Source organism: Candidatus Manganitrophaceae bacterium (assembly GCA_016200325.1).
In the GTDB taxonomy this organism is placed as follows: Bacteria; Nitrospirota; Nitrospiria; order SBBL01; family Manganitrophaceae; genus Manganitrophus.
Genome location: JACQEZ010000014.1, coordinates 101631 through 126598, shown reverse-complemented (window position 1 = coordinate 126598; position 24968 = coordinate 101631). Strand labels below are relative to the sequence as shown.

Here is a 24968-nt window from a genome sequence, read left to right as displayed (position 1 = left end):
CGATCCCCTTTATAATCTTCCATCGACCCAGGTCCGATCCCACATATGTTTCACGTCATAGATTACGCGGCGCTCCTTGGCATATCGGCCGAGATCGTCGGCCGTCCACTTCCTAAATTGCTGGTGAGAGACCGCCAGGATAATCGCATCATAATACTTCTCGTAGAGGGTCTCATCCATTTTGAGGCCATATTCATGCTCTACTTCCTGAACGTCGGCCCAGGGGTCATAAATATGAACATCTGCATTGTACTGCTTTAATTCTTGGATGATATCGACCACCCGGGTATTCCGGATATCGGGACAATTCTCCTTAAAGGTGAGGCCGAGGATCAGGATGTTGCTTCCGAGTACCGGAATTCCTTTTTTGGTCATTAATTTTATAACCTGTCCTGCGACATGACTCCCCATCCCGTCGTTGATCCGCCTTCCGGCCAAGATCACCTCCGGATGATAGCCGACCTCCTGCGCCTTGTGGGTCAGATAATAGGGATCGACACCGATACAATGCCCTCCGACCAGACCGGGAGAGAATTTGAGAAAATTCCATTTCGTGCCGGCGGCCCTCAATACTGCTTCTGTATCGATCCCCAGGCGGTTGAAGAGAAGCGCCAGTTCGTTGATCAAGGCAATATTCACATCCCGCTGCGTGTTCTCAATCACCTTCGCCGCCTCGGCGACCCGGATCGATTCCGCGCGGTGGGTGCCGGCGACGATGATCGATCGGTAGACGGCATCAATCGTATTCAAGGTCTCTGGTGTCGAACCGGAAACGACCTTCAGGATCTTCGTGACGGTATGTTCTTTGTCTCCTGGATTAATCCGCTCCGGAGAATAGCCGGCAAAGAAGTCGTGATTAAATTTTAAACCGGATTTTTCTTCTAAAATAGGCACACAGATTTCTTCCGTCACTCCGGGATAAACCGTCGATTCGTAGACGACGATATCCCCTTTTTTTAAGACCGCTCCGATACTCTCGGTAGCTTTGACAACCGGGGTGAGATCGGGGCGTTTGTGTGCATCGATCGGTGTTGGGACGGTGACGATGAAAAAATTGCACTCCTTAATTCCTTGGCGGTCGGTCGTGTAGGTGAGCTTTTTCGCAGCGTGAAGCGCCTCTTCCGAGACCTCTAGTGTGCTGTCTTGCCCCTTTCGGAGCGAGTCAACGCGTTTCGCATGAATATCAAATCCAACCGTGTTAAATTTTTTTCCGAATTCAACCGCAAGTGGAAGGCCGACATATCCCAATCCAATGATTGCGATTTTGATTTGATCTTCTAATTTAATCTCTGTCATGGTTCTCCCCCAGTTTTGGAGAGTGTACCAAAGTTTCGAAGCGTTGTCCAAAAGATAGAGCGGATTGGAAAGTCATTTGCTGAGAGCCGGGCCGACCGGACCGGAAGAGCTATCTGCGGCGAGCTGCTCCGCATCTTCCACCATCCGTCTGAGAAAGCGCAGCCCTCCCTGCCAAAAATCGCGCTGTGTAATGTCGAGCCCCATCTTTTCCAAAATCAGTCGGTCGGGGCGATCCGATCCGCCGGCCGACAGAAGATCCAGATATTTTGGGACAAAGGACCGCTTGTCCTCCAGATACTTCTCATAAAGCGCCAAGACCAGAAGATGCCCGAAGGCATAGGCATAAGTATAAAACGGAGAGTGGATAAAATGGGAAATATAGCTCCACCACCATTGGTAATCATCGGTCAGAACGACTGAATCACCAAACATCACTCGGTTCTCTTCCATCCAAAGCGCATTGATTCTGTCTGGACTTAACTCTCCTTCGCTTCGTCTCGCTGCATGCGCCTTTTGCTCAAAGCGACAGAGGACAACCTGCCGAAAGACGGTGGCAAAACTCTCTTCGAGCTTTTCCATCAAAAGCGCCAGCCGTTTTTTCGGATCCTTCTCTTCATTTTGGAGCCGATGAAAAACAAGCATTTCGGCAAAGACACTGGCGGTTTCCGCCGTGGTAAGGGGGGTATCAAAGTTGAAATAGTTCTGCCGTCGCGAGAGCCATTGGTGGATGCCATGGCCCAACTCATGCGCCAGGGTCATCACATCGCGGGGTGTGCCGAGATAATTGACAAAGACATAGGGATGCACGCTTGGAACGGTCCCCGAACTGAATGCCCCGCCTCGCTTGCCGGGGCGGACGGCGGCATCGATCCAATGGCCCTCAAAGAAGCGTGAGGCGATCTCCGCCGCCTGCGGGGAGAAATCGTTGAATGAAGAGAGAACGCGCGCTTGGGCCTCCTCAAAAGAAACCGCCTCGGAAACCGAGGTTAATGGAGCATATCGGTCATAATCATAAAGGGTGTCCAACCCCAGCTGTCGCTTCTTTAGACGATAGTAGCGCGCCACCAAAGCATACTCGGATTCACAGGAGGCGAGAAGTGCATCCACTGCAGCGGGATCGATCTCGTTCGAAAGGTTCCGCGATGCCATTGGATCTGAAAATCGACGAAGCCGATCGTCGATGGCATGATCGGCGACAATTTGGTTGAAGATGAACGTCAGAAGCGGCGCATTCCCTTGAAGGCCTTTCGTCAGCCCCTGTGCCGCCGCCCGGCGGACTTCCCGCTTTGAATCATAAAGGAGGGCCAAGGCTTCCTGCTCAGTAAGGGATTGCCGCTCTCCATTTAAATCGACAGAAAACTGGATTTGATTCAAAGTTTCATCAAAGAGACGCTGGAAGGCGCGCGAACCGGTATTGGCCTTCTCCTCCAGAACCTTCTCTTCCGCTTCGGAGAGCCGATAGGGAGCCCATTTCCGGATGGACTCAAGAAAATGTCGATATTGCGTCAGTTCAGGTGCCTCTATCCACTCCTTTGCATGCTCCTTCGGTATTGCTGACCACTCGAGCTCGAAAAAGAGAAGGTGTTGCTGGATCTCGGTGAAACGCTCCTGAACCCGTTGAAGCAGGGCGCCATGTTTGGGATTGAGTGTGTCGGCTGCAAAAATGAGATGCGCGTAGGAGGAGACCCGGTCGATCTGCTCACGGATCGACTCCAAGTCACGCAGCGCTTCAAGGAGACCCATCGGACCGACCTCCCCCGAGAGAACTTTGCCTCGGTTTTTCTCCTCGAATTGCTCGGCCTGCTGGAGTGCGTTGCGGAGGTCAGCATCAATCTTCGGATCGTCGATCTTCTGATACAGATCACTTAAATTCCAGGTTGGCAACGAAGTCTTTGTCAACGCCTCTCCCCTTTCTTTTAGATTCGTTACGGTTCTCAATCCTGCGAACACCATATCATAAACGCTTCTGACCCATCAATGGATCTTGGGATCTTGGGATCTTGGTTTGACAGATTGTTGATCCGGAGATAGGCTCTTAAATACACGATGAAAATCCTTTTCAGCATATCGGACCGACCAACCGGCAGGATCTCATTTACTCAAATTCTGCTTTTTACCTTAGGAATAGGTCTCTTCTCAATTATCGCTGCCTGTGGCGGCGGAGGTGGTGGAAATGAGAATGGGCCGGGGCCTACACCGAATCCTATCATTGCAGCGATCGAGGTCTCCCCCGCTTCCGTGACCATCGCAAAAAATAGCTCTCAACAATTCAGTGCGGTCGCCCGGGATTCCAGTGGAAATGCTCTCTCTGGCGTTACCTTCACCTGGTCCTCCGATACTCCAACTATAGTAAGTATCGACGCCAATGGGCTCGCATCGGGATTGGCAGAAGGATCGGCAACCATTACCGCCACCTCCGGCGGGCTCTCAAAAACCGCAACCATCCAGGTCACCTTCCGCCTCTTCTTAAGTCCGACCAGTTATCCAGTGGGGCCGTCACCTGCTTCGATCTCTTCTGGTGATTTTAATGATGATGGTATCGTTGACTTAGTTAGTACTAATACGGACGATAATACTATTTCACTCCTAAAAGGAACGGGAGGCGGTCTATTTTCTGTGACGCAGTCTTATTCAGTTGGCATCTTTCCGCAATCACTTACTACGGGTCGATTCGACCCCGGAACGTTTGACGATTTGGCAGTCGCTAATTTTGGAGATCCCTCGCACGATTCATCGATCTCCATGTTTCTGGGCATTGACAGTGGAATCGGCTCCACGACAGAAGTCTCCTTGTCGACCAATGGTCCCATTGCCATCGTTACTGCCGATTTTAATAATGACGGCAAACAAGACCTTGCCACTCTTAATCTTTCGACAGTTGACCTTTCCCTTATTTTTGGAAACGGAGATGGAACCTTCCAATCTCCTCTGCCTGTACCGTTCAGCGGGAATGGACCGATCGCACTACTTGCCGTTGATTTAAACAATGATACCTGGATGGATCTGGTTGTCGTTTTTGGATCCGATAATCAGATCGCGATTTTACTCAATGATGGCAGCGGCGGCTTCCCTTCCCAACAATTCTTCTCTACTACGGGCACTAACGGGGTGGCCGGTCCTAATGCGATTGTGTCTGGAGACTGGAATGGGGACGGAAATCTCGACCTTGCCGTCGTCAATAGCGACTCGTCCCAATTAATTCTGTTTTTTGGAGATGGTATTGGGGGACTTTCAGCCCAACCAGTGATAATCGCTTTGGGAGGACGCCCCGAATTTGCCGCGACAGGAGATTTTAACCACGATGGAAAACCTGATATTGCAGTGTCAAACAGCGCTAACAAGACTGTTTCCATTTTACTAAACCTCGGGGGCGGTCTATTTTCGGATCCAATCCAACATCCAACCGGCAACCGTCCTCTGGGAGTTGTGGCCAGAGATTTAAATGGCGACGGCCGAGATGACCTTGCCGTGACCAATGCAGGCGACAACACCATTTCCGTTTTCCTTCAGACAAACCCCGATTAAACCTCATCTCACATAATACATTATTGGTATATCATTTCCCTTGACGGGATGATATCCCAGTCGTATAGTATGGATTGACAATTTCAGTTCAGATAAAGCCACCGATAAGAGCTACCCTCCTCGAAAGAGAAGGGGCGCAAAGTCCCTGACCTAAGTCTCAGTGATATGGTTGCAAGGACTCCCGAAGCGGCTATCGCTCGAAGCTCATCCCCATAAAGGTGGTATGAGCTTTTTTATTGATAAAAATAGGCAGGTAGAAATTTTAAAACACTCAGACAACCAACAGAATTGTGTAATGAATCTTGTTGACGCAAGACGGGACAGCGATATACTCGGTCTAGGACTATATACCAAAATAATATACATCCTATGCGGACAATGGCCGAAGCGGGCTTGAAAACAAAAAGCAAGAATAATGGATTGCTTGTCGAGTGGAGAAGGAAATCAGGTGATTAAAAAAATGATTCCTAAAAATGGATTCCCTTCTCAATATCGCGATCTATTCCTTAGAATTTTTTACTTTTTTATTTCAACCTTTATCTTTACTCTTTTCACCACTTCAACGGGTCATGCCGACACCCTCATCCTTCATCCGAGCGGCAAGAATGCCAACTTCGCGGCGGTCGGATCTTGGACAGTCGTGGGGGGTGGATTCACCTATGCAACCGTTTTTGACAGCAATGACAGTGACACAAGTTATATTCAAGACAGCGCGCTGAATGACAAACTCTATATGGATTTGGACGATACAACCCTCACTGGATGGACGATCAACGACGTTCAGGTCTTCGCAGTGGCCCGAGTCACTGGATCGAGCACAAACATTCAGATCGGGTTCCGCGCTGGGACAACGGATACCAGTGACCGACTCGGCAGCAGCCGATCGGTCCGAAGCTCCTCTTACAGTAGTTATTCAGGTAATTTATATACAACCAATCCGCGAACGAGCGCGCCATGGACCTGGACAGACATCAACTCATTGATTCCAATGGTGTTGCATGCAAGCAATGCCAACGCGCTTCGAATCACAGAGGTCTATGTAAAGGTGAACTATACGAAGGCGATCTCCCCTTCGGGAAGAAATGCTCTTACGTCAGTCTGGAATGGAACCGGAACAATCTCCTCCAGCGGCACCACGGTTACAGGGTCCGGAACCAGTTTTAACACCAAACTCCTTGTCGGAAGTATTATCACCGCTGCAGGACAGACCCGAACTGTCACAGCCATCGCCAGCGCCACAAGTCTTACCGTCAACAGCACTTTTTCCCCAAACCTTTCAGCCGGGACGAGCTGGACCTATATCGGATGGGCATACAGCCCGGCCGGCTCTGAAGCAACAGCCCTAGATACTAATGACGGGGACACTTCCTATGTTCAGAGCATTACCCAGGATGACAGCCTCTATATTGATCTGGACGATTTCCCCAACGGAACAACTGCAATTACAGGAGTCCGACTCAACGTCGTCGCAAAATGCATCACCATCCCCTGCAATATGGAGGTCGGTATTCGGACCAACGGCACTGATTATGTCACCGGTTTTGATGAAGTGCAGGGCTCCGGCACCATTTATTCCACTGGTACAACCAGTATTCATGGGAATGCCACCAACTTTACCTCACAATTGGCCGTTGGAAGTCAGATCACCGCGATGGGACAAACCCGAACGGTTTCCGCTGTGACTGATAGTAACGATCTCACCGTCAGTTCCGCCTTCAGCCCTCAGCTTCCTACCTCCCGCGATTCAGCCGTACCATTTACTTTTATCGGAGGAACCACGTCCTATCAGACTTTTACCAGCGATTTCTATACCCATAATCCCGCAACGCTGGCCGCCTGGACTTGGAATGACATTAACAGTCTGATCGCAGTCATCAACCATCGGACCAACGCCAACGGGATCCGGGTCACACAGGTCTATTTATCAATCAACTATATCGATCCTGTTGCGTTGTCCTACACCCCCGATACCGGTTACGGCTCAACCAGCGGGGTCTATCCTGACAGTGGCAATGCCAGCACCTCATTTAAATACAAAGTTGTTTATACCAATCTAAACAACAATCCGCCCTCAACAATTAAAGTTTATATCGACGGCGACGGCGGCCATACCATGACGCGCGACGCCAATACGGAAGATCCGGACTTTAATGATCTCGACTATACCAATGGCGAGCAGTACGTCTATACCGCCGCTTCTCTCTCTTCCGGCCAACACAATTATTATTTCTCTGCATCGGACGGTTCGGATAGCGCCCAGAAGCCGTCTGTCGGTACGTTGGCGGCTCCCGGAGTGGCAATTGCCGCAGGGACCGATACCATCTTGCCGTCGGCAGATAATGCCCTGACGACCGGGGATTGGGGTTTTAATGGGGGTGATGCTTCAAGTGCCCTTGACACAGCCGATGGAAACACGACTTATGCAGATAATGCCCCTTCGGATAATGGAGAGACTCTTTATCTTGATCTGGACGACTCGGCACTGACCGGCTCAATCACCGCCGTTCAGGTCTCGGCAGTAATGTGCGCACCCAGTAGTGCGGCCAGTGTCCGATTGGGCCTTCAATTAAATGGAACAGACTATCTCAGCAGTGCCTTCAGCGTCGCAGTGAGTGCCAGTTGCGCGGCCTATACCACTTATACACCGGCCAGCGCCCTATTCAAAATCAATCCGGATACCGGAAAATCTTTTACTTGGGATGATATCAATCAAGCGCTCGGGATCGTCCTCAATGAGAGCACAAATGCTGTTCGTATTACCCAATTTAAAGTGTTGATTACCCATACACCGGTGATCCTTTCCTTCTCAGATGATCCGGGCTATGACAGTATCGACGGGGTTAATCCCGACTCCGGAAACAACACCACAAGCTTTACCTACAAAGTCATCTATAGCAATGCCAATGGCACCGCTCCGGCCGCCGGGTATCCCAAGGTCCACATCGACGGCAATGCAACCGGCGTTGCAATGACCCTCGATACCAATGTTTCGGATCCGACGCTGCATGACGGGAACTACATCGATGGGGAACAATACACATACACCTATTCAGGAGGATTCCCCACCGGCACCACTCGTAGTTATTATTTTGACGCCTCGGATGGGACTGCCAGCGTCGTGTCCCCGGTCTCCGGGAATTATAGCGGTCCCGCTATTTCCCTACCGGCCGGCAGCTTCATCCTCTATCCAAGCGATTCCGTCGATGGGACCTCCGGGTTCAGCTTCTGCAATTCGGGCTTTAGACGATCTGACTGTTTCGATCCGACAACCGCCCTCGACACCAATGATGGCGATACAACCTATGCTCGGGGGAGGAACACCGACGATTATTTATATATGTCGCTCGACGACGCCCGATCCAATGGACAATTCATCACCTCGGTTCAGGTGAGTGCGATCGTCAGGAGCGAGTCGGGGACAATTAACTTTACGCTGGGGCTCTCCACCGCCGATAATCTCATCGAGGGATCGGTCCTCAGCACCTCCTCAACAACATATACGACCTTGTCAGGGACAGCCTATGGGTTCAATCCATTGACCGGAGCCCCCTGGACCTGGACCGATATCCAAAAATTGATCGCGGTCGTTCATCATACGAATGCCAGCAAAATGCGCGTCACACAACTCTATGTAACCGTCAACTATGGTCCGGTTCAATTACAAACTTCGACCGAGTCCGGTTATATCGCCGATGGGGTGAATCCCGATCTAGGAAATACAAGCACTCAGTTTAAGTTCAAAACTGTGTACTATCAAATTAATAACGTCGCCCCCGCTGCGAACAATCCGAAGGTTCACATCGACGGTAACGCGACCGGCGTCGCAATGACCCTCGACTCCTCCGCCGCTGCAACCCTCCACGATGGAAATTACGCAAATGGAGAGCAATACGTCTATACGGCAACATTGAGCCAGGGAAGCCATACCTATTATTTCGACGCCAGCGATGGGACCAATACGGCGCGGTCACCGGCCGGCACTGCAACCTATAACGGGCCCTATGTCTCCCTTACCGGAGCCTCACCAAACCTCGCCCCTTCTGGACTCACGAGCTCAGGGACGGCAGCCACCACTGGCTGGACCTTCTGCAACTCAACCCCAACCTGTAGCTCCAGCGGCACCAGCACCTATGCCAATGCAGTAGCGCTGGATACAAACGACGGTGATACCTCTTTCGCCAGGAGCACCGTGAACGGTGACCGGCTCTATATGGAGATCGACCCCCCTGCAACGCTACCGGATGCCCTCTCGATTATCTCCGTTCAGGTATCGGTTGTTGCCAGAGACACATCGAGCTCCACGACCACAGGCCTGGACTTCGGATTACGACTCGGCATCACTGATTATCTCTCAGGGTCCACCAAAACCCCGGCCGACGCCTATGGAACACTCTCCGGCACCCTTTACACCACCAATCCAGCAACCGGGGAAAACTGGACCTGGAATGATATCAACGGCATGGGGGCGGTGGTGGTACACCAAACCAACAACAATGAAGTTCGGGTCACCCAACTTTATCTCACCATCACCTATTCGCCGATTAATTTGACCTTTGCAAGTGATCCGAGGTATTTCGACGACGGGGTCGACCCGAATGGTGGGACCACGGGGACATCTTTCAGCTATCGAATCGTATACACACAGGCTTTTGGTGTTGCCCCTGCCGCCGGATATCCCAAGGTTCACATTGACGGCAGCGCAGGAGGGGTCGCCATGACCCTAGACACGCAAGCTTCTGCGGCGCTGCATGATGGCGATTACACCAATGGGGAGCAGTATGTCTACACAACCACCGGGCTTGCAGCGCAAGGAGCGCCCCATAACTATTACTTCGACGTCTCAGACGGCACCAACACGGCCCGGACTCCACTCTCTGGAACCCTGAGCGGGCCGGTCGTCTCCAGCAGTGCGCCGACCCTTTCTTTCGCAAATCAGACCGGCTATACTCTCCGGTCGACCGGGACCGGCACGCTTTCTACCTCCGGAACCAACACTGTGACCGGCACAGGAACGAGCTTTACAACACAGCTTCAAGTCGGCACAACCATTACCACTGCCAGCGGACAGACCCGAACCGTTACTGCAATCAGCAGCAACACCAGCCTAACGGTGGATACCCCCTTCTCCCCCAATCTGTCCGGAACGACCTTCTCGTATGCCGCCTGGTCGGGCACAGGCACTTTGACCACGTCAGGGACAACGACCGTTACCGGGACGGGAACAAGCTTCCAAACCCAGCTTCAGGTTGGATCCACCATCACGGCTGCCGGGCAGACCCGGACGGTGATGACGATTGCGAGCAATACTTCTTTAACGGTCGACACAGCCTTCTCTCCAAACCTCTCCGGAGCGGCATTCACCTCTTTCTTCACCGATCTCCCGCTCCGAGGGGTAGAACCGAACACCGGAACAGTCAGCACGCCGTTCATTTTTAAGATTGTCTATACCGACGCTGACAATAACCCCCCGGTCACGGGCTATCCCCGACTCCTTCTCGATTACAACACGACGGTCTACGCGATGAATCCGGATACAGGTGCCACGGTCACCGGAGCCGGAACGATTTCCTCATCTTCTACCACGGTGACCGGCAGCGGAACGAATTTCTTAGCAGAGCTGGTCGTCGGAGACACGATTACCGCATCCGCTCAAACCAAGACGGTGACCGCCATCGCGAGTGCGACCAGTTTGACCGTCAACTCTGCATTTAGCTCCAACCTTTCTTCAGGAACCTCTTATACCCATAATGGTATCAGCGATGGAAACTACACAAACGGCGAGCAGTATACCGTAACCGTGTACATGGCCGATCCGGGCACCCATGCCTACTCCTTTGATGCTACTGATGGCGTCACACCCGTTGTCTGGCCGCTGAATGGCGACGGCTTCCTCGCCCCCTCAGTGACCGACTCGGTCAGCTCGGGGGTGATTGTCTACCCGGCCAGCCGGAATTCTCAAACATCGGGATTTACTTTCTTAGGAAATGACCAAGATCCCTCCACCGCGCTGGATGCAGGCTATCCCGGCAATGGGACCATCTCAAACGCATCGGGATCGACCACCGTGACAGGAGTCGGATCTAACTTCACCACCATGAGCGTCGGGAGCATCGTCACCGCCGGTTCGCCGCAGCAGAAACGGAGGGTCACCGCCATTGCGAATGACACCTCTTTCACTTCAGCAACTGCCTTCTCGCCCAACCTAAGCAGTGTACCCTGGCTCTTTGACGGCGACATCTCTTATGCACGAGCAACTCGAACGAACAATAAACTGTATATGAACATGGATGATACAGTCCGGAGCACAGCGGTGATTACCTCCGTCCAATCCTTCGCAATTATTCGAGACGCCGGGAGTAATAACATCAACTTCTCAGTCGGCCTTCAAGTCGGCGGAACCGATTATACGAGCGCCTACACAACCCCTGGAAACAGTACTTACACAACCTATGCTAGTACCCTCTACAATAACAATCCAAAAACCGGTGCCGCATGGACCTGGAATGATGTCGCCAGTCTTCTCGGCGTGGTTAAACTGACTAAGCAAGATTGCTTCCGCTCAGGAGGATGCAATGAAGTCCGCGTTACACAGATCTATGTCCAGGTTAACTATAACAGTCTCCCAACCCTCTCTTACTCTCCGGAAGGGGGATATTACGGAACCGATGGTGTCGACCCGGATGGATGGAATCCTGCGCACATCTACACTTATAAAGTTGTCTATGCCAGCGGATCCAATTTTGCCCCGACTTCAATTAAGGTCTATATTGATGGTGTTGGTTTCAATATGTCTCATGATGGCTCCTTTATCACCAATGACCCCTTAAGAAACGGCGATTACACAGACGGAGAACAGTTCTACTACAGCACGACTGCGAATCAGCTTGCGGTCGGATCGCACACCTATTATTTCGTCGCTTCCGATGGAAGCAACACCTATACACTGCCGACCAGTGCACCGAGTGTACCTCTTCCCGGACCGAACGTCTCTGTGAACGAACCGTTCCTACAGTTTTCATCCGCCACCGGATATGGAACCGATGGAGTCAATCCTGACAATGGCGAAAGCGGATCAACTCAGTTTACGTATAAAGTAGTTTATACCCACCCGGACAACAACCGCCCACTGTATGTAAAGGTCCACATCGATGGTGATTCGGGGCGATTAATGAGCCTGGACAGCAGCGCCTCAGCCGCACTTAAGGATGGCAACTATGTCAATGGAGAACAATATACCTATAGTACCAACCTTGGTATTGGGAGCCATACATATCTTTTTGAAGCCTCCGACGGAGGCAAACAGGTCTTTTTACCGCTCGTTCCCTCATTAGGAATCTTCTCTGGGCCGACCGTGACCGATTCAGTTGCTCCAAATGCGGTTACCAATTTGGCAATCAGCGCCCGGACACCGAATTCTACAACCTTGACATGGACTGCGCCGGGAGATGCAGGAACCGGATCGGGATGTCCCTGCGGAACGGTAACATCCTATAACATCCGGTATTCAACATTAAAGATCGTTGATGATGCTGCCACCCCAGCGGTCGGGGAGGTCCGATTCTCAAATGCAACGGCAGCGACGACCGCACCGACGCCTCAGTCGGCCGGCTCGACAGAAACCTTCACGATCCAAGGGCTGAATCCGAATACCCCCTATTACTTTGCGCTAAAAAGCAGCGATGCGAAACCGTGGACCTCTCCACTATCGAATGTTGTTAATGCGGCAAGCAGCCCCCCCATCCCGGCCACCAACTTACTCAGCGGTTGGAACATGGTCTCCGTCCCAATGACTCCAAGCCCTGCCGACGTGGCAACCGTTTTTGGATCGAGTGTCGGGGTCCCAGTAAATGTAAAAAAGTGGGTCTCGACCGGAACGACCAATCAGACCGGATCGTTCGATCTTCTTTCTGCAACAGATACGGTTCTGCCTGGGGTTGGATATTTCCTCGAATCCCCTGACGACACACGATTCCTAAACCCCGCTGGGTCTGCTAATTCGGCCGCGACCTTCACAATCCCACTTAGCCAGGGGTATAACATCATCGGAAACCCCTATACCAAAGATGTCAGTCTAGATACCACTTGCGTTGGTCAAAACGGTGGGACAGGGACCTGCACTTCTTCCGCTAATGCCGCTAATTTTAAATCATATGCCAATGCCGTAGCCGCCGGTTGGGTCGGGAATGCGCTCTACCGATGGGATGGCGCTGCCTACACGTTTAAGACTTATAATGATCCTGATCCAGCACAAAAAGCGACTTTGCAACTCTGGCAGGGCTACTGGCTGCAGGTGACTGACGCAAATGCGGCAAATACTTATAACCTGATTGTTGTGAAACCATAAATCAAAGGGGAATCGATGAGGCGACTTTTCTTTATCTTAGCGATTTTGATGAGCACGATGGGAATCTCTTCCATCAGCTGGGCCCTTGATTGGTATATGGTTCTAAATTTCTCGACCCCGGATCCTTTCGCACCCAATGGTGTATTTCAAAGCAGACTCATTTTGGGCGTCGATAGAACCGCTGATGATGCTTTCAATAATCAGTGGGACACCGTTGCTTTCCCTGCAGGTCCGCTACAAACGACATTTCCCCATCCGGAATATATGAATAGCACCAGCTATACGGCCGGAAGCGAATGGCTCTGGCAAGACATTCGAAGCAGCAACGAGCCCTCTCACACCTGGGATATCGATGTCTCCTCGGACCGCCTTGGAACCGACACGATACTCACCTGGACTCTCAATGCTTCTAACAACCTCTGCCAACATCCAATTGTACGGCTGACGGATACAACCCGCGGCGTCACAACCGAGATCTCTCCTGGAGGAGGCTCCTATGCTTTCCCGAACGGGGTCGATCCGACACGATTGGTTGTCAATTTTATACAAGGCGCCGCTGCGCCTCCGCCGGCGCCGCCATTAAATCTCTGGAGTCCGCGACACGGTAAAGAGACCATCCTTCTTTCCTGGTCGAACCCAAATGAACCAAATCTCCTTGGATATCATCTCTTCCGCCGGACATCTGGCCAAACGGCATATACTCGCATTACATCCTTGCCAATCACCTCACTTAGCTTTTTAGATGGAAATTTATCATCAGGAGAGACCTATATTTATAAGGCAACTGCAGTAAATTCGGATGGCTGCTCCAGCGGAGATTCCAATGAAATTTCAGTTGCATTAAATTGACAAAAAAGAGGTTCCATGATTGATTTAAAATAGGGATATAAAGGAACCCATGATGAAACCGATTTTTCTGATCTCACTCATTTTTCTACTCGCCGCTCCGAAAGTGTCCTGGGCAGCAGGAAATCAAGTCAACAAAACGCTGACCATTAACTCCGGTATGGGCGTTAACAATGGCTCCAATAAAAACCTGTCCACCAGCGATAATGCCGGAACTGCATGTGCCGGTGGAAATGCCGGAAGCTGCGGAACTTTTGGTGGTGCAACGGGACCCTTCGCCGATACAAGCGATCCTTTTAATACCAATGACGATTGCTCCCCATCCGGCTTTGGAAACTTTTGCTCCTCTGCTTTTGATCCTCAGCTCCCGGGCGGATTTAACTTGATTGACAACCGCTTCGGCAGGGGAGCTCCCTGTGGACCCAATGACCACAGCGGTCCCCCTTTTCCCTATCCCTGCCAAACAAAGGGTTCAATCAACCAGATCATACCCCTTGGAATCGATGACGCGACTTCCTCTAAAATCGTGATTCTCAGTCCTCCCAGCCTTGGAGCAATTGGTCAGCCATTTTATCAATTCAGGTCGGATACATTCGGGACTCTGAGGGTTCACCACATCGAATATGGCTTTGACCTCAACGAAGACAATGAACAACAATTTAAGATCTTCTTTGTTATTGATTCCACAACCGATGCCAATGGGCAGATGGTCGGGAATGCCGTCGGCACACTGAAGATGACACTGAGTGAAAGCCTCCCTTCTAACTGCTCTATTACATCCAGCAAAAGCTCATACACCGGTCGGTTTGAATCCGGGCCAACGGGTGTAATCACCTGTGTCGATGCAGCCGGAAATCTCTGTCAAGGCTCTCAATTTAATCCAGGACTGTTCAGCAATTCTTCAGGAGCTGTATGTCCTCCTTAAATTCCAACAAATTAATAAAGTCAATCAATCATCATTTAATAATTCTTTTTCTGAGCCTGACGTTCTGGGGAATTCTCCTGCTTTCTCCCACAGGGAGTCGCGCTGATTGCACGGTCGCCGGAGGAGTCGGCCCGGCGGAGAGCGCGACGAAAACCGAATGCACCGGCCTCTTCGCCAATCCGCAGTGCCCCAATTGCCCCGGCTACAGTCCCGTATTGATGCTTCGGCATGTCGATCCGACCCTTTGTCCAGTCGGACCCTGCGTAAGCCCATTCTTTAACCGATCGGGACCAGGCGCCTTGACTGACAACATGTTTGGGATTATCTCTACGGCAGATCCGGGTCCTGACACTGTTTTAGGAACAGGGGATGACGTGGCCACGTATAAATGCGGCAGAACGGTCGGCTCAATTACCAACAACCTCGCCGGCCTGAACTGCGGTGACATTCGCTTCAACCCCGACAGCCAGGGGATGAGCATTCCGAGCGGAGGAAATTCCCTTCAACCATTCACCAGCTCTTTCCCAACTCAGATCGACGTTTGCGCTGCCGGCGGGACCGATTGCCTCTCCGGAGGGGTGCAACAGACCGATCCACACATGGGTTATCTCGCCGATAATGTCTTTCATTGGGCCTCCTGCGCCAGCGTTTCCGGCCCGCCGGCCCCTCCCGGCTGCACCACCAGCAGTCAAACCGAGCACCAGGTGGTGAACTATATCTCGGGCGGCTCCGGGAGTCTGGACAGCCCCGGTTCAGGAGATCAAGAAGCGAATTTTACGACCAATTGGCAGACCAACAATACCGGCCCAACAACCTTTGATAACCCGAAGATTAACTGGACTCAGTACGTCCATTCTCCCGGCGCGTATGCCGATCAAGGCGACATGGAACAGGATGACAGCGGCACCCTTCAATATAGCGGGAACAACTCAGTTTTGCCCTCTGTTACTTACCCTGCCGGACCCCTTGGGATAGGATCAACCAGTCCATAATCATCTCTCTTGTCTCCCTTATCTAAGGGCCTTTCTCGCTCCCCTCTCGACACAATAGCCATAAAAGGGTATGATGCCTCAAAGCTTACCGTTGACCTTGTCCGGATTCTCAGAAATATGGATCATTCAGAGAAAAAAAAGGATCTCTCAATGCAGTGGGCCTCTTCCCTGAGTCAAGACCGAGACGTCCAAAGCGCATCGAAACGACTTGTCCAACAGATCCACGCTCAAATCGGGAAAGACCCGGTTGATCTCGCCTTTCTCTTTACCTCCTCCCATTTTCAGCATGACGATGAGAGTATTCTCGAAACCATCACTGGATCATTACAGTGTCGAACATTAATCGGCTGCTCAGGCGGAGGGATTATCGGAGGAGGGAAAGAGGTTGAACACCGTCCGGCCATGGCGCTCACCGTCGCTCGCCTCCCGGGGGTCGAGATGACCCCTTTCCATTTAGACTCCTCAGACCTTCCGGATCTCGATGCAAGTCCCAAAAAGTGGGAAAGCTGCTTCGGGATCGCGGCTGACCGGCAACCTCATTTTATCCTCTTTGCAGATCCATTCTCATTCGAAGCGGAGAAAGGCCTCATCGGACTCGATTTCGCTTATGCGGCCGCGACCAAAATCGGCGGATTGGCAAGCGGAGGAAGCAGTGCAGGACAGAATGGGCTCTTTCTGAATAGAACGGTTTATCGGTCCGGCCTTGTCGGCGTTGCGCTGAGTGGAAATGTTGAAATCGATACCATCGTTGCGCAGGGCTGTCGACCGATCGGAACCCCGCTTCCGATCACACAATGTAACCGAAATCTCCTCATAACACTTGACCACAAGCCGCCGATTGAAGTGCTGCAGGAGCTCTATGAGCAACTCAGCGAGGAGGACCAAAAGTTAATGCAGCACTCCCTCTTTCTCGGGCTCGCGATGACGCCGTTTAAAGATACATTGGTGAGAGGCGACTTTCTGATCCGGAACCTGGTCGGGATGGATTCGAAGAGCGGAAGCCTTGCAGTGGGGGCCCTCCTTCGGGAAGGGCAGATGGTCCAGTTTCATTTACGGGATGCCGAGACTTCGGCCGAAGACCTAAAGTGGTATCTGACGCAATACCAAATAGAGGGCAAAGCGCGATCGGCAAGAGGGGCCCTCCTCTTCTCCTGCCTCGGTCGCGGCGAGCACTTATACGGCGAGTCGAATCACGACAGCAACCTGTTTCATTCTCAGATTGGTCCCCTTCCATTGGGAGGTTTCTTCTGTAATGGAGAGATCGGCGCCGTAGGGGGATCAACCTTCCTACATGGCTACACCAGCTGTTTCGGCATCTTTAAAGGAAAATAGTCACCCGAAAAGCGGCGGCTAATCACTTCCTCCCCTACCGACCAAAAACAGCTCCGATACCAAAGCTGAATCCAACGGAGGGTTCTCGGTCTGCTTGTCCCGGCGGCCAGAGGTGTATGTGCTCATCCTCCAATACCGGCGTGATTCTTTCTGCCTCACCGAATCGTTCATCTCTCCCCCCCTGGACGGTGCCGACTGCGGTGAGGCGCCGGCCGCTTCTGAAAACGGCGGGATCAAGAAAGGAAGAATGAATCAGAATAAAACGCCCATTCGATTCATCGATCGGAACAGGCGCCCGGTTGGACCCGAGCGGTTTTTGAAGGACCTCGATCTCCGTTTTATCTTTCAAGTTGCGGGTCTCAATGATTTCTCCGCCGATTAAGATCGATCTCCCCCGATAGGCATCTGGATTTTTCTGGATTTCCTCAAAGGTCAACTTTTTGTCGATCTTCTCTTCGAATTCTTTCGGAATGACCTTTGGGCCGCAGGCAGCGACCCAAAGCACAAGAAAGAGAAAAAGAGGGAAGGTTTTCCATCTGGTTTTCAAAAACGCTCTCATCGATAACCTCTTCCCGCCGGTCAGGCGCCCTACCCTATTTCCCTTCCAACGTCCGAATGTAATGAATAATCATCCATGCTTCTTCTTCGGTCACATAACGCGGTATATAGGAAAACATCCCCGTATCGGGGATTCCATACTTAATCGTCCAGAAGAGCTCCCCATCGCTCCGAAGCCGTTGGAATTGCGGATCTGTAAAATTGCGCGGAGGAGGACTCAGCATTACCCCCGCCTCCCCATCGCCATGTCCACCCATACCATGACAGACATAGCAGTTTCCCTTTCCCTCATAGAGCGCCTTCCCATTCGAGATGGCATCTCCCGAGAGACGAATCGGATTCTTAAGCGCTCGAGCATCCGAGGGCGCACGGGGCCGGGTTAGATCGAAGGCCGAGACCATCGGATCATCACTGGAAGAGGTCACGAACGCATTCGTCATAATATGGATGAGACCGGCCATGACAATAATCATCGACAATAACGTCAATAGAATACGAAGTGGGCTCATTTTTCGTTTTTTCCCTCTGAGAGCTGAAGCGTGACTTCAGCCTTCGTGTTCTTATCAGCAATGATTGCAAGTGAGCTCGACAGCTCCCGAATCGTGAAGCGGCCGAAAAGAAGCCCACCCTTCTCCCCGATGACCGTCTCCTGTCTCCTCGAAAAAAATCCTTCTGGTTTCCCATTTCCCCGGTCTAAAAAACCAAGGTAACGGATCTCCGCCAGCTCCCCTTTTGCTTGCGCGAACGCCAACTCCTCCGGCGTCGGTGCCGCCATGGGAGGGGGAAGCGGCGACGGCACAGGGGTCGGCGCAGAAGGGGGCCGGCGCGGCACGACAGGCCGAGGATCGGCAGAAGTCGGCGGTTTCGGCTCGGCAAGGGGAGCAAAAATATTCTTCACCTCCTCCGGAGAGGAAGGAGGATTCGATTCGAACAACTCTGTCCGAATTTTCATCGGGGCGTCGTCCTCTTGCTTTTTTGCAGTTTGGACAGTCGCTCCCTTTATATATTTCAGCGGTGCGCGTTTGGGACCTTCATCAAGGACCATTCGATAAAAAATCAGTCCTCCCCAAAGAACCAATAGAGCAATTAAGAGTCCCTTTTTTTGATCCATTCCTTCCCTTTATCCGACACTCAAAAACAATCTTCTTTAAGAAGACCTCCCCCGGGCTGCCGGGTGAGCACTCTTATCAGACCCGGCCTCGCGCAGATAGGCGGCGATCCGAAGCTGAAGCTGAATCGCTTCCCCCTCTTTGAACGCAGAGGCTAGAACCAGATTTTCAATGATTAAGAAGTGTCGTGATCTTTCCAAGCGATAAATGAAATTTCGAATATCCGGATAGTGGCCCTTTACATTGAAAGCAATCCCCACCTTCATCAGCCCCGGCACATCGACTTTCTCTGGCTGATAAGAGATGGAGGGGATCGAGAGGCGGTTCGATCCGGCCGTTTCTGAGATAAAGGAAACCAGCTCGGGCAGGGCCGTCTCCTTCGGAAGATTTTCACGAAAGAGAACCAGATCTTGTTGTGCCGACTTCAGCAGGGTCAACTGGCTGATCTTAGGCCGTTCAGCCTGCCATGCAGCTTCCTTTGTGTCAATCTCCGTTTGAAGAGGCACCACCATCCCCAGGTGGACGAAGAGAAAGACGCCCCCCAGCAAAGCGAGGAGTAAAAGAGAGCGCCCAAAATGGGTCATCAGCCACTTACCGGAAGAGATCATTTTCCTTCCCTTCTGGAATTGTACTTAAATCGGATGGAGAAATTCACCCCTTTTTTCCCCTCTTTTTCGAGATCCCCCTGTTCTGTGAGGAAGACCTCTTCGAAGGGATCGCTTTGAAGGCGTCCGACAAATTGGGTAACCTCTTTCAATGAAGGCGCCACCCCTCCGAGAACGACCAGCCCGCTATTAAAATCGGGCTGAACACGGGTGACAGAGACCTTTGAGGGAACACGTCCCTCCAAATCCGACAAGAAGGTCGTCCAAGAAAAGCGCCTCTGTTTCAGGAGCTGGTTGGCCACCCGAATCTCCTTCTGCATCGACTTCTCAGAATCATCGGAGACATTTCGGCCCATTTTCCCGATCTCTCCTTGAAGCTGTTGTTTTTCCTTCAACACCCGCCCGATGCGAAGGTCAAAAGCCGCGTTACTCTCCTTTAAATTAAAAAATTGGAGGACGTCGAGGCCGATCAGGAAAATCAAAACCAGGGCAAGCAGTGAGAGGCCGATGCCGACCGCCCTTCTCTTGATGAAATCGCCCGATGCCAGATTAATGGTAAACCGATCCAAGCGGTTATCCTCCCACTGCGGCGGCCGCCGCGGACATCAGACGCATCGCCCACTCGGACGAGTCCGAACCGGGCTGGGGAATGGAACGGAGGATCTGTGAGGGATTCAGCAGGACCGGGGTAAGATGAAACATCTCCTGAGAGCGTCTCTCCGAGATCGGCGCCTGATCGGTCAGAAGGAAGAGATGGGTCAGCTGCTGAAGGCGGGTTCCAGCTCCATCATAGAAGGAGAGGGAGCTGCCGAGCTCCTGAAAAAACCGCTCCGCCGCCTGGTCGGGCTCTTCCTCTTTTTGAGGAAACTCCTTCACCCGGATAAAGCTGAGCAGCCCTCCCTCGAAAATTTGAATGGTTAAGCTCTGATCGAGCAGATAAACGAAAAGAAAATGGCCCTTCTCCCCGACGTTCTTTACGATTGCAGGCTGGAATAAATTAAAAGCGAAAAAAGAGGAAGGGGCGATCTGACGCACTTCGATGGCACGCTCTCCATCCAGCATCTCATACTGCTCGATCACCTCTTTTTTCACCGCCGTCGCGAGAATCCGGACGTCCGTTTGCCGGCGGGCCAACACCTGATACGAAAACCGCGAATCCCCTAAGGGATACAAAAAGGTCTTCTCCATATGCCACTGAATCAGCCGCTCGAAGTCTTTCCGGTTTTTCGGAACCTGCTGGAGATCGAGCAACAGGGTTCGGACAGCCGCATCCGGAAGACCGAGCGTCAGAGCACGCAGCCGCCGGAAAGGGCCCAACACGGAGCGAACCGCCTCCCGCCACCGGTCCATTTGAAGAATATTTTTCTCCACCGGAGAAGGATGGCAGACCCCTCTCTCCAACGGCTCGACGGCGCCCTGCCGCACCTCCACCCCCTCTCCCCGCTGAATCACCGAAGCAATGGAGAGGTGGGTCGGTCCGATCGACAGGCCGATGCGATCCCGTTTCAAAAATCCCATTCTGTAGCCTCGTTCTAATTAATCTTGATTATTCTTTACCGGTGCATCATTGGATAAACGTCACCCGGTTGATCTCTTTCAGGGTCGTCTCATCGCGGAGCACCTTCTCCATTCCGGCCTGTCGAAGGGTCGTCATCCCCTCCGCCAACGCGGCCCGCCGCACCTCGGAGGTCGGCCGCCGCTCCAGAATCATCTCCCGAATGGTATCGGAGAGGTTTAAGAATTCCGTGATCGCCAGCCGTCCTTTAAATCCGGTCCCATTACATTCCGGACATCCCTTTGGAAGGGAGAAAAGCCGATCCCGGTATTCCGCGGGATCAAGCCCGGAGATCTCCAGCAGCTCCGGAGGAAGCGGCGACTGCTCTTTGCAAGCGGTACAGAGGGCACGAACCAACCGCTGGGCCAAGATACAATTCAGAGAGGAAACGAAATTATACGGCTCGATCCCCATGTTGACGAACCGTCCGATGACATCGAACGCATTGTTCGCGTGAACCGTAGTAAAGACCAGATGCCCGGTCAGCGCCGACTGAATGGCGATATGGGCGGTCTCCGCATCCCGAATCTCTCCGACCAGGATCTTATCGGGATCGTGGCGCAGAATCGATCGAAGCCCGCGCGCAAAGGTCAACCCTTTCTTTTCATTGACGGGGATCTGGACCACATCCTGCAACTGATATTCGACCGGATCTTCAATCGTGATGATCTTGTCCTCACGGGTGTTGATCTCGGTCAATGCCGCATAGAGGCTCGTCGTCTTTCCGCTTCCGGTCGGCCCGGTCACCAACACCATCCCGTAAGGCTCCATGATTGCTTTGCGGAATCTCCGCAGGTCTCCCTCGTTGAAGCCGAGCCGATCGAGACGCAGTTCATTCAGTTCGGCGGTAATATATTCCTTGTCCAAAATTCGGATCACGACATCTTCCCCGAAGACGCTCGGAAGGATCGACACGCGGAAGTCGACTTTCCGCGCCTCCAGCCGCATCTTGAACCGGCCGTCCTGCGGTATTCGCTTCTCGGCGATGTCGAGCTCAGAGAGGACTTTGATCCGGGTAATCAACGCCGAATGGAATTTAATATCGAGCGGATCCATCGCGCGGTAGAGGATGCCGTCGATCCGGTATTTCATCAAGACCTGATTTTCACTCGCCTCGATGTGGATGTCACTCGCACGCTTGTGAAGCGCGTTGAGGATTAAGGTGTCGAGCAGCTTAATGACAGGGCTGCTGTCTTTGCTCACCTTTTCGATCGAGAGGATCTCTTCCCCTTTGTCGTCCTCTTTGATTAAAACAGGTCTGAAGTCGGCCTGAATCTGCTGGAGAACCTGGCCGGAGCCTTCGCTCCGCTTCAACACCTCTACTAAGGCGGTCCGCGTGCTAATACCGAAAGTGATCTTCTCCTTTAAGATCAGCTCCAGCTCATCCATCGCCGCCATCTTCGTCGGATCGGAGATGAGGATAATCACCCTCCCCTCCTGCTCGCCGTAAGGGACAAAGGGATATCGATACATCAGCTCTACCGGGATCTTCTTGAAATAAGCGGTGTCGATTTTAAAATGATCGAGCGGATAATATTTCAGATGGTACTGCTCGGCGAGGGCCTCGGCGAGGTCTTCTTCGGTGATGAGCCCCTTATCAATCAACGCTTCGCCCAGCCGCATCCCCCGGCCATTATACTCCTCTAGCGTCTGCTCCACCTGCTGGACGGTCAGCTTTCCTCGTTTTACCAACAAGGAGCCGAGGGGAGGACGTTGTGCGAAAGGTCTCATGCCGTCTCTCTCACAAAACTAATTGTTTCATTACAACCTTTAATCATCGGATCGTCCCCGCCAAGTGGAAAATCGGAAGGTACATGGCGATCAAAATCATCGCCACGAGCGAGCCGATCGTCAGAAGGAGCACCGGCTCCACCCAGGTTGTCACCCGGGCGAGGTAGAGGTCGAGCTCTTCTTCGTGGAAGTTGGCCACCTCGCTTAACATCTCTTCCAACGACCCGGTTGACTCCCCCACGGCAATCATCTCGGTTGAAATCTTGGGGAAGAGACCGATCTCGGAGAGAGCGGCCGAGATCGCAATTCCCCCTTTAACCGCTTCCCTCGCCCGGTTGATCTGGAGGCGGACAACCCAATTGGTCATGGCAGCTCCCACCATCTCAAGCGCCTCCACTAACGGGATACCGCTCTTTAAAATCGTCGAAAGGGTCCGGGTGATCCGGATGAGATGATGTCGCCGAAGAATCGGACTGACGAATGGGACATATAACGCGAGACGGTCGGCCTGGGTTCTCCCCCAGCGACTTCGAACCACTCTCCACAACAGAAATCCGGCGGCGAGAAGGCCGATCAGCAGAAACAGACCATTCCCCTTAATGAATTGAACGAAGGTGAGCAAAAAGCGGGTGAATAAGGGAAGCTCCGTTTTTGAGCCTTCATAAATTTCCGAGAAAGAGGGCATCACATAAATCAACAAAAACCCAAGAACGCCGAATCCGATCACAAGCAGAAAGGAGGGATAGGCGAGCGCCGAGACCACTTTTTTTCGGACCTCCAGGATCTTTTTCTGATAATCCATGAATCGGCCGATCACCTCCACCAAATTTCCGCTCTTCTCTCCGGCCCGCAGCGACGACACATAGAGCTCCGAGAAATAGGCCGGGTGCTTCGACATCGCGTCGGCCATCGAGCTGCCGCCTCGGATGTCGCGCTGGACCCCCTTTAACGCTTCGACGAACCCGGGCTGACTCCCCCGCTCGATGAGGATATCGAGCACCTTCATGATGGGGAGACCGGCTTTGAGGAGGACCATCAGCTCCTGGTTAAAGACGAGAAAGTCACGCGGGGAGAGCTTTCTCGGGAAGGTCGGAAGGGCGAGACCGAATCCCCGGTGGATCGAGAGAACAAGATATCCTTCCCCTTCAAGGCGATTTCGAAGAAGCGCTTCATTCTCCGCCTCTTCCTGCCGGGCGAGAACGGTTCCATCCCCTTTGGCAATCCGATATGAAAAAAGAGGCATCTTTAAGACCAGAAAAAACAATAAGCGGAAAAGAGACAGAAAGGGGAAGGGGGGATCGGACCGCTCACCCCTCGTATTTTATACCCCATCTTCCTCACTCCTTTTTGCCTCCTCCCAAAGGGAATCCATTTCCTCTAAGGAGAATGATTCAAGCGGGCTCCCCCGCCGTGCCGCCTCGACCTCCATCGCCTGAAAGCGATCGGTAAACCGTTGAATCGTTCCTCGAAGCGCATCTTCGGGACTGATTTTAAGGAAACGCGCCGCGTTCACGACAGTAAAGAGAAGATCCCCCAGCTCCGATTCGATATGGGCGGCATCCCCTTCTACGACCGCAGTCCGAAGCTCCTGAAATTCTTCTTCAATTTTACCAAAAACCGGCTCAATCGTCTTCCAGTCGAACCCGACGCGGGCTGCCCGCGCTTGAATCTGGTGGGCGCGCAGGAGCGCCGGAAGCTGGCGCGGGATGCCCTCCAGCACCGATTTGCGGGATTGATTCCCCGCCTCTTTTTTCTTCATCTCCTCCCATCGGGTCAACACCGTTTTGCTATCGAGGGGTGCCGATTCTCCCGGGTCGGGAGCAAAGACATGCGGGTGGCGGCGGGTCATCTTTTCGATCGATGTCTTTAAGACCGCCTCGATGTCGAATTCGCCCCGCTCCTTTGCGATCTGGGCATGAAAGAGCACCTGGAAGAGCAAATCTCCCAGCTCTTCGCAGAGCGGCTCCGCCCTTCCCGACTCAATCGCCTCAAGCACCTCATAGGCCTCTTCGATCAGAAACGGCTTCAACGATTCGGGCGTCTGCGCCCGATCCCACGGACATCCCCGCTCCGATCGAAGCCGGTCCATCAGGGCAACCAGTTGATCGAATGCTTCCGACATACCACTCCCTTGATTTTTCGATCATTAT

The 24968-nt window shown here is 52.5% G+C and carries 17 protein-coding genes and 1 riboswitch; of the genes, 6 read left to right on the top strand and 11 right to left on the bottom strand.

Annotation, left to right across the window (positions count from 1 at the left end):
• Nucleotides 1-9: 9 nt before the first annotated feature.
• Complete coding sequence (gene tviB, locus HY282_12180) at nucleotides 10-1296, bottom strand: Vi polysaccharide biosynthesis UDP-N-acetylglucosamine C-6 dehydrogenase TviB (GenBank protein ID MBI3804507.1); 1287 nt, start codon at nucleotides 1294-1296, stop codon at nucleotides 10-12.
• A 72-nt stretch (nucleotides 1297-1368) separates the two neighbouring features.
• Nucleotides 1369-3249: a M3 family oligoendopeptidase gene (locus HY282_12175; GenBank protein MBI3804506.1), complete on the bottom strand. Its 1881-nt coding sequence runs from the start codon at nucleotides 3247-3249 to the stop codon at nucleotides 1369-1371.
• A 93-nt stretch (nucleotides 3250-3342) separates the two neighbouring features.
• On the opposite strand from HY282_12175, the gene HY282_12170 reads away from it, so the two are divergent.
• From HY282_12170 to HY282_12145, 6 genes are all read left to right on the top strand, one after another.
• On the top strand, nucleotides 3343-4821 hold the full coding sequence (locus HY282_12170) for a VCBS repeat-containing protein (GenBank protein ID MBI3804505.1): 1479 nt from the start codon (nucleotides 3343-3345) through the stop codon (nucleotides 4819-4821).
• A 99-nt stretch (nucleotides 4822-4920) separates the two neighbouring features.
• Nucleotides 4921-5007: riboswitch (cyclic di-GMP riboswitch) on the top strand.
• A gap of 262 nt (nucleotides 5008-5269) precedes the next feature.
• Nucleotides 5270-13165: a fibronectin type III domain-containing protein gene (locus HY282_12165; GenBank protein MBI3804504.1), complete on the top strand. Its 7896-nt coding sequence runs from the start codon at nucleotides 5270-5272 to the stop codon at nucleotides 13163-13165.
• Between the two features lie 15 nt (nucleotides 13166-13180).
• Nucleotides 13181-14014 carry a fibronectin type III domain-containing protein gene (locus HY282_12160; GenBank protein ID MBI3804503.1) on the top strand — a complete coding sequence of 278 codons (834 nt, stop codon included), beginning with the start codon at nucleotides 13181-13183 and terminating at the stop codon, nucleotides 14012-14014.
• A 49-nt stretch (nucleotides 14015-14063) separates the two neighbouring features.
• Nucleotides 14064-14936: a hypothetical protein gene (locus tag HY282_12155; protein ID MBI3804502.1), complete on the top strand. Its 873-nt coding sequence runs from the start codon at nucleotides 14064-14066 to the stop codon at nucleotides 14934-14936.
• 374 nt (nucleotides 14937-15310) lie between these two features.
• On the top strand, nucleotides 15311-15928 hold the full coding sequence (locus tag HY282_12150) for a hypothetical protein (GenBank protein ID MBI3804501.1): 618 nt from the start codon (nucleotides 15311-15313) through the stop codon (nucleotides 15926-15928).
• A gap of 150 nt (nucleotides 15929-16078) precedes the next feature.
• Nucleotides 16079-17260, top strand: a complete 1182-nt coding sequence (locus HY282_12145; protein ID MBI3804500.1) for an FIST C-terminal domain-containing protein — start codon at nucleotides 16079-16081, stop codon at nucleotides 17258-17260.
• Nucleotides 17261-17294: 34 nt separating this feature from the next.
• Here the strand turns inward: HY282_12145 and HY282_12140 are convergent, their stop codons facing one another.
• The 9 genes from HY282_12140 to mazG all read right to left on the bottom strand — a co-directional run bounded on the left by HY282_12140 (nucleotide 17295) and on the right by mazG (nucleotide 24940).
• Complete coding sequence (locus tag HY282_12140; GenBank protein ID MBI3804499.1) at nucleotides 17295-17807, bottom strand: Slp family lipoprotein; 513 nt, start codon at nucleotides 17805-17807, stop codon at nucleotides 17295-17297.
• 46 nt (nucleotides 17808-17853) lie between these two features.
• A complete protein-coding gene (locus tag HY282_12135) occupies nucleotides 17854-18327 on the bottom strand; it encodes a cytochrome c (GenBank protein ID MBI3804498.1) in 474 nt (157 codons plus the stop codon).
• Nucleotides 18324-18770, bottom strand: coding sequence for a hypothetical protein (locus HY282_12130; protein ID MBI3804497.1), 447 nt, complete (start codon nucleotides 18768-18770; stop codon nucleotides 18324-18326). The genes HY282_12135 and HY282_12130 overlap by 4 nt, the downstream gene beginning before the upstream one ends.
• Nucleotides 18771-18965: 195 nt before the next feature.
• Nucleotides 18966-19535, bottom strand: a complete 570-nt coding sequence (gene pilO, locus HY282_12125) for a type 4a pilus biogenesis protein PilO (protein ID MBI3804496.1) — start codon at nucleotides 19533-19535, stop codon at nucleotides 18966-18968.
• Nucleotides 19532-20101, bottom strand: a complete 570-nt coding sequence (locus tag HY282_12120; protein MBI3804495.1) for a PilN domain-containing protein — start codon at nucleotides 20099-20101, stop codon at nucleotides 19532-19534. Before HY282_12120 ends, pilO begins: the two co-directional genes overlap by 4 nt.
• A 4-nt stretch (nucleotides 20102-20105) precedes the next feature.
• Nucleotides 20106-21050 (bottom strand): hypothetical protein, encoded by a 945-nt coding sequence (locus HY282_12115; protein MBI3804494.1) that lies wholly within the window; start codon nucleotides 21048-21050, stop codon nucleotides 20106-20108.
• A 46-nt stretch (nucleotides 21051-21096) separates the two neighbouring features.
• The gene (gene tadA / locus HY282_12110; GenBank protein ID MBI3804493.1) at nucleotides 21097-22818 is read right to left on the bottom strand and encodes a Flp pilus assembly complex ATPase component TadA; all 1722 of its coding nucleotides are present in this window, start codon (nucleotides 22816-22818) and stop codon (nucleotides 21097-21099) included.
• Nucleotides 22819-22861: 43 nt separating this feature from the next.
• Entirely contained in the window at nucleotides 22862-24061 is a 1200-nt protein-coding gene (locus HY282_12105; protein ID MBI3804492.1) for a type II secretion system F family protein, read from the bottom strand.
• A 78-nt stretch (nucleotides 24062-24139) separates the two neighbouring features.
• Nucleotides 24140-24940 (bottom strand): nucleoside triphosphate pyrophosphohydrolase, encoded by an 801-nt coding sequence (mazG, locus tag HY282_12100; GenBank protein MBI3804491.1) that lies wholly within the window; start codon nucleotides 24938-24940, stop codon nucleotides 24140-24142.
• Between the last annotated feature and the right edge of the window lie 28 nt (nucleotides 24941-24968).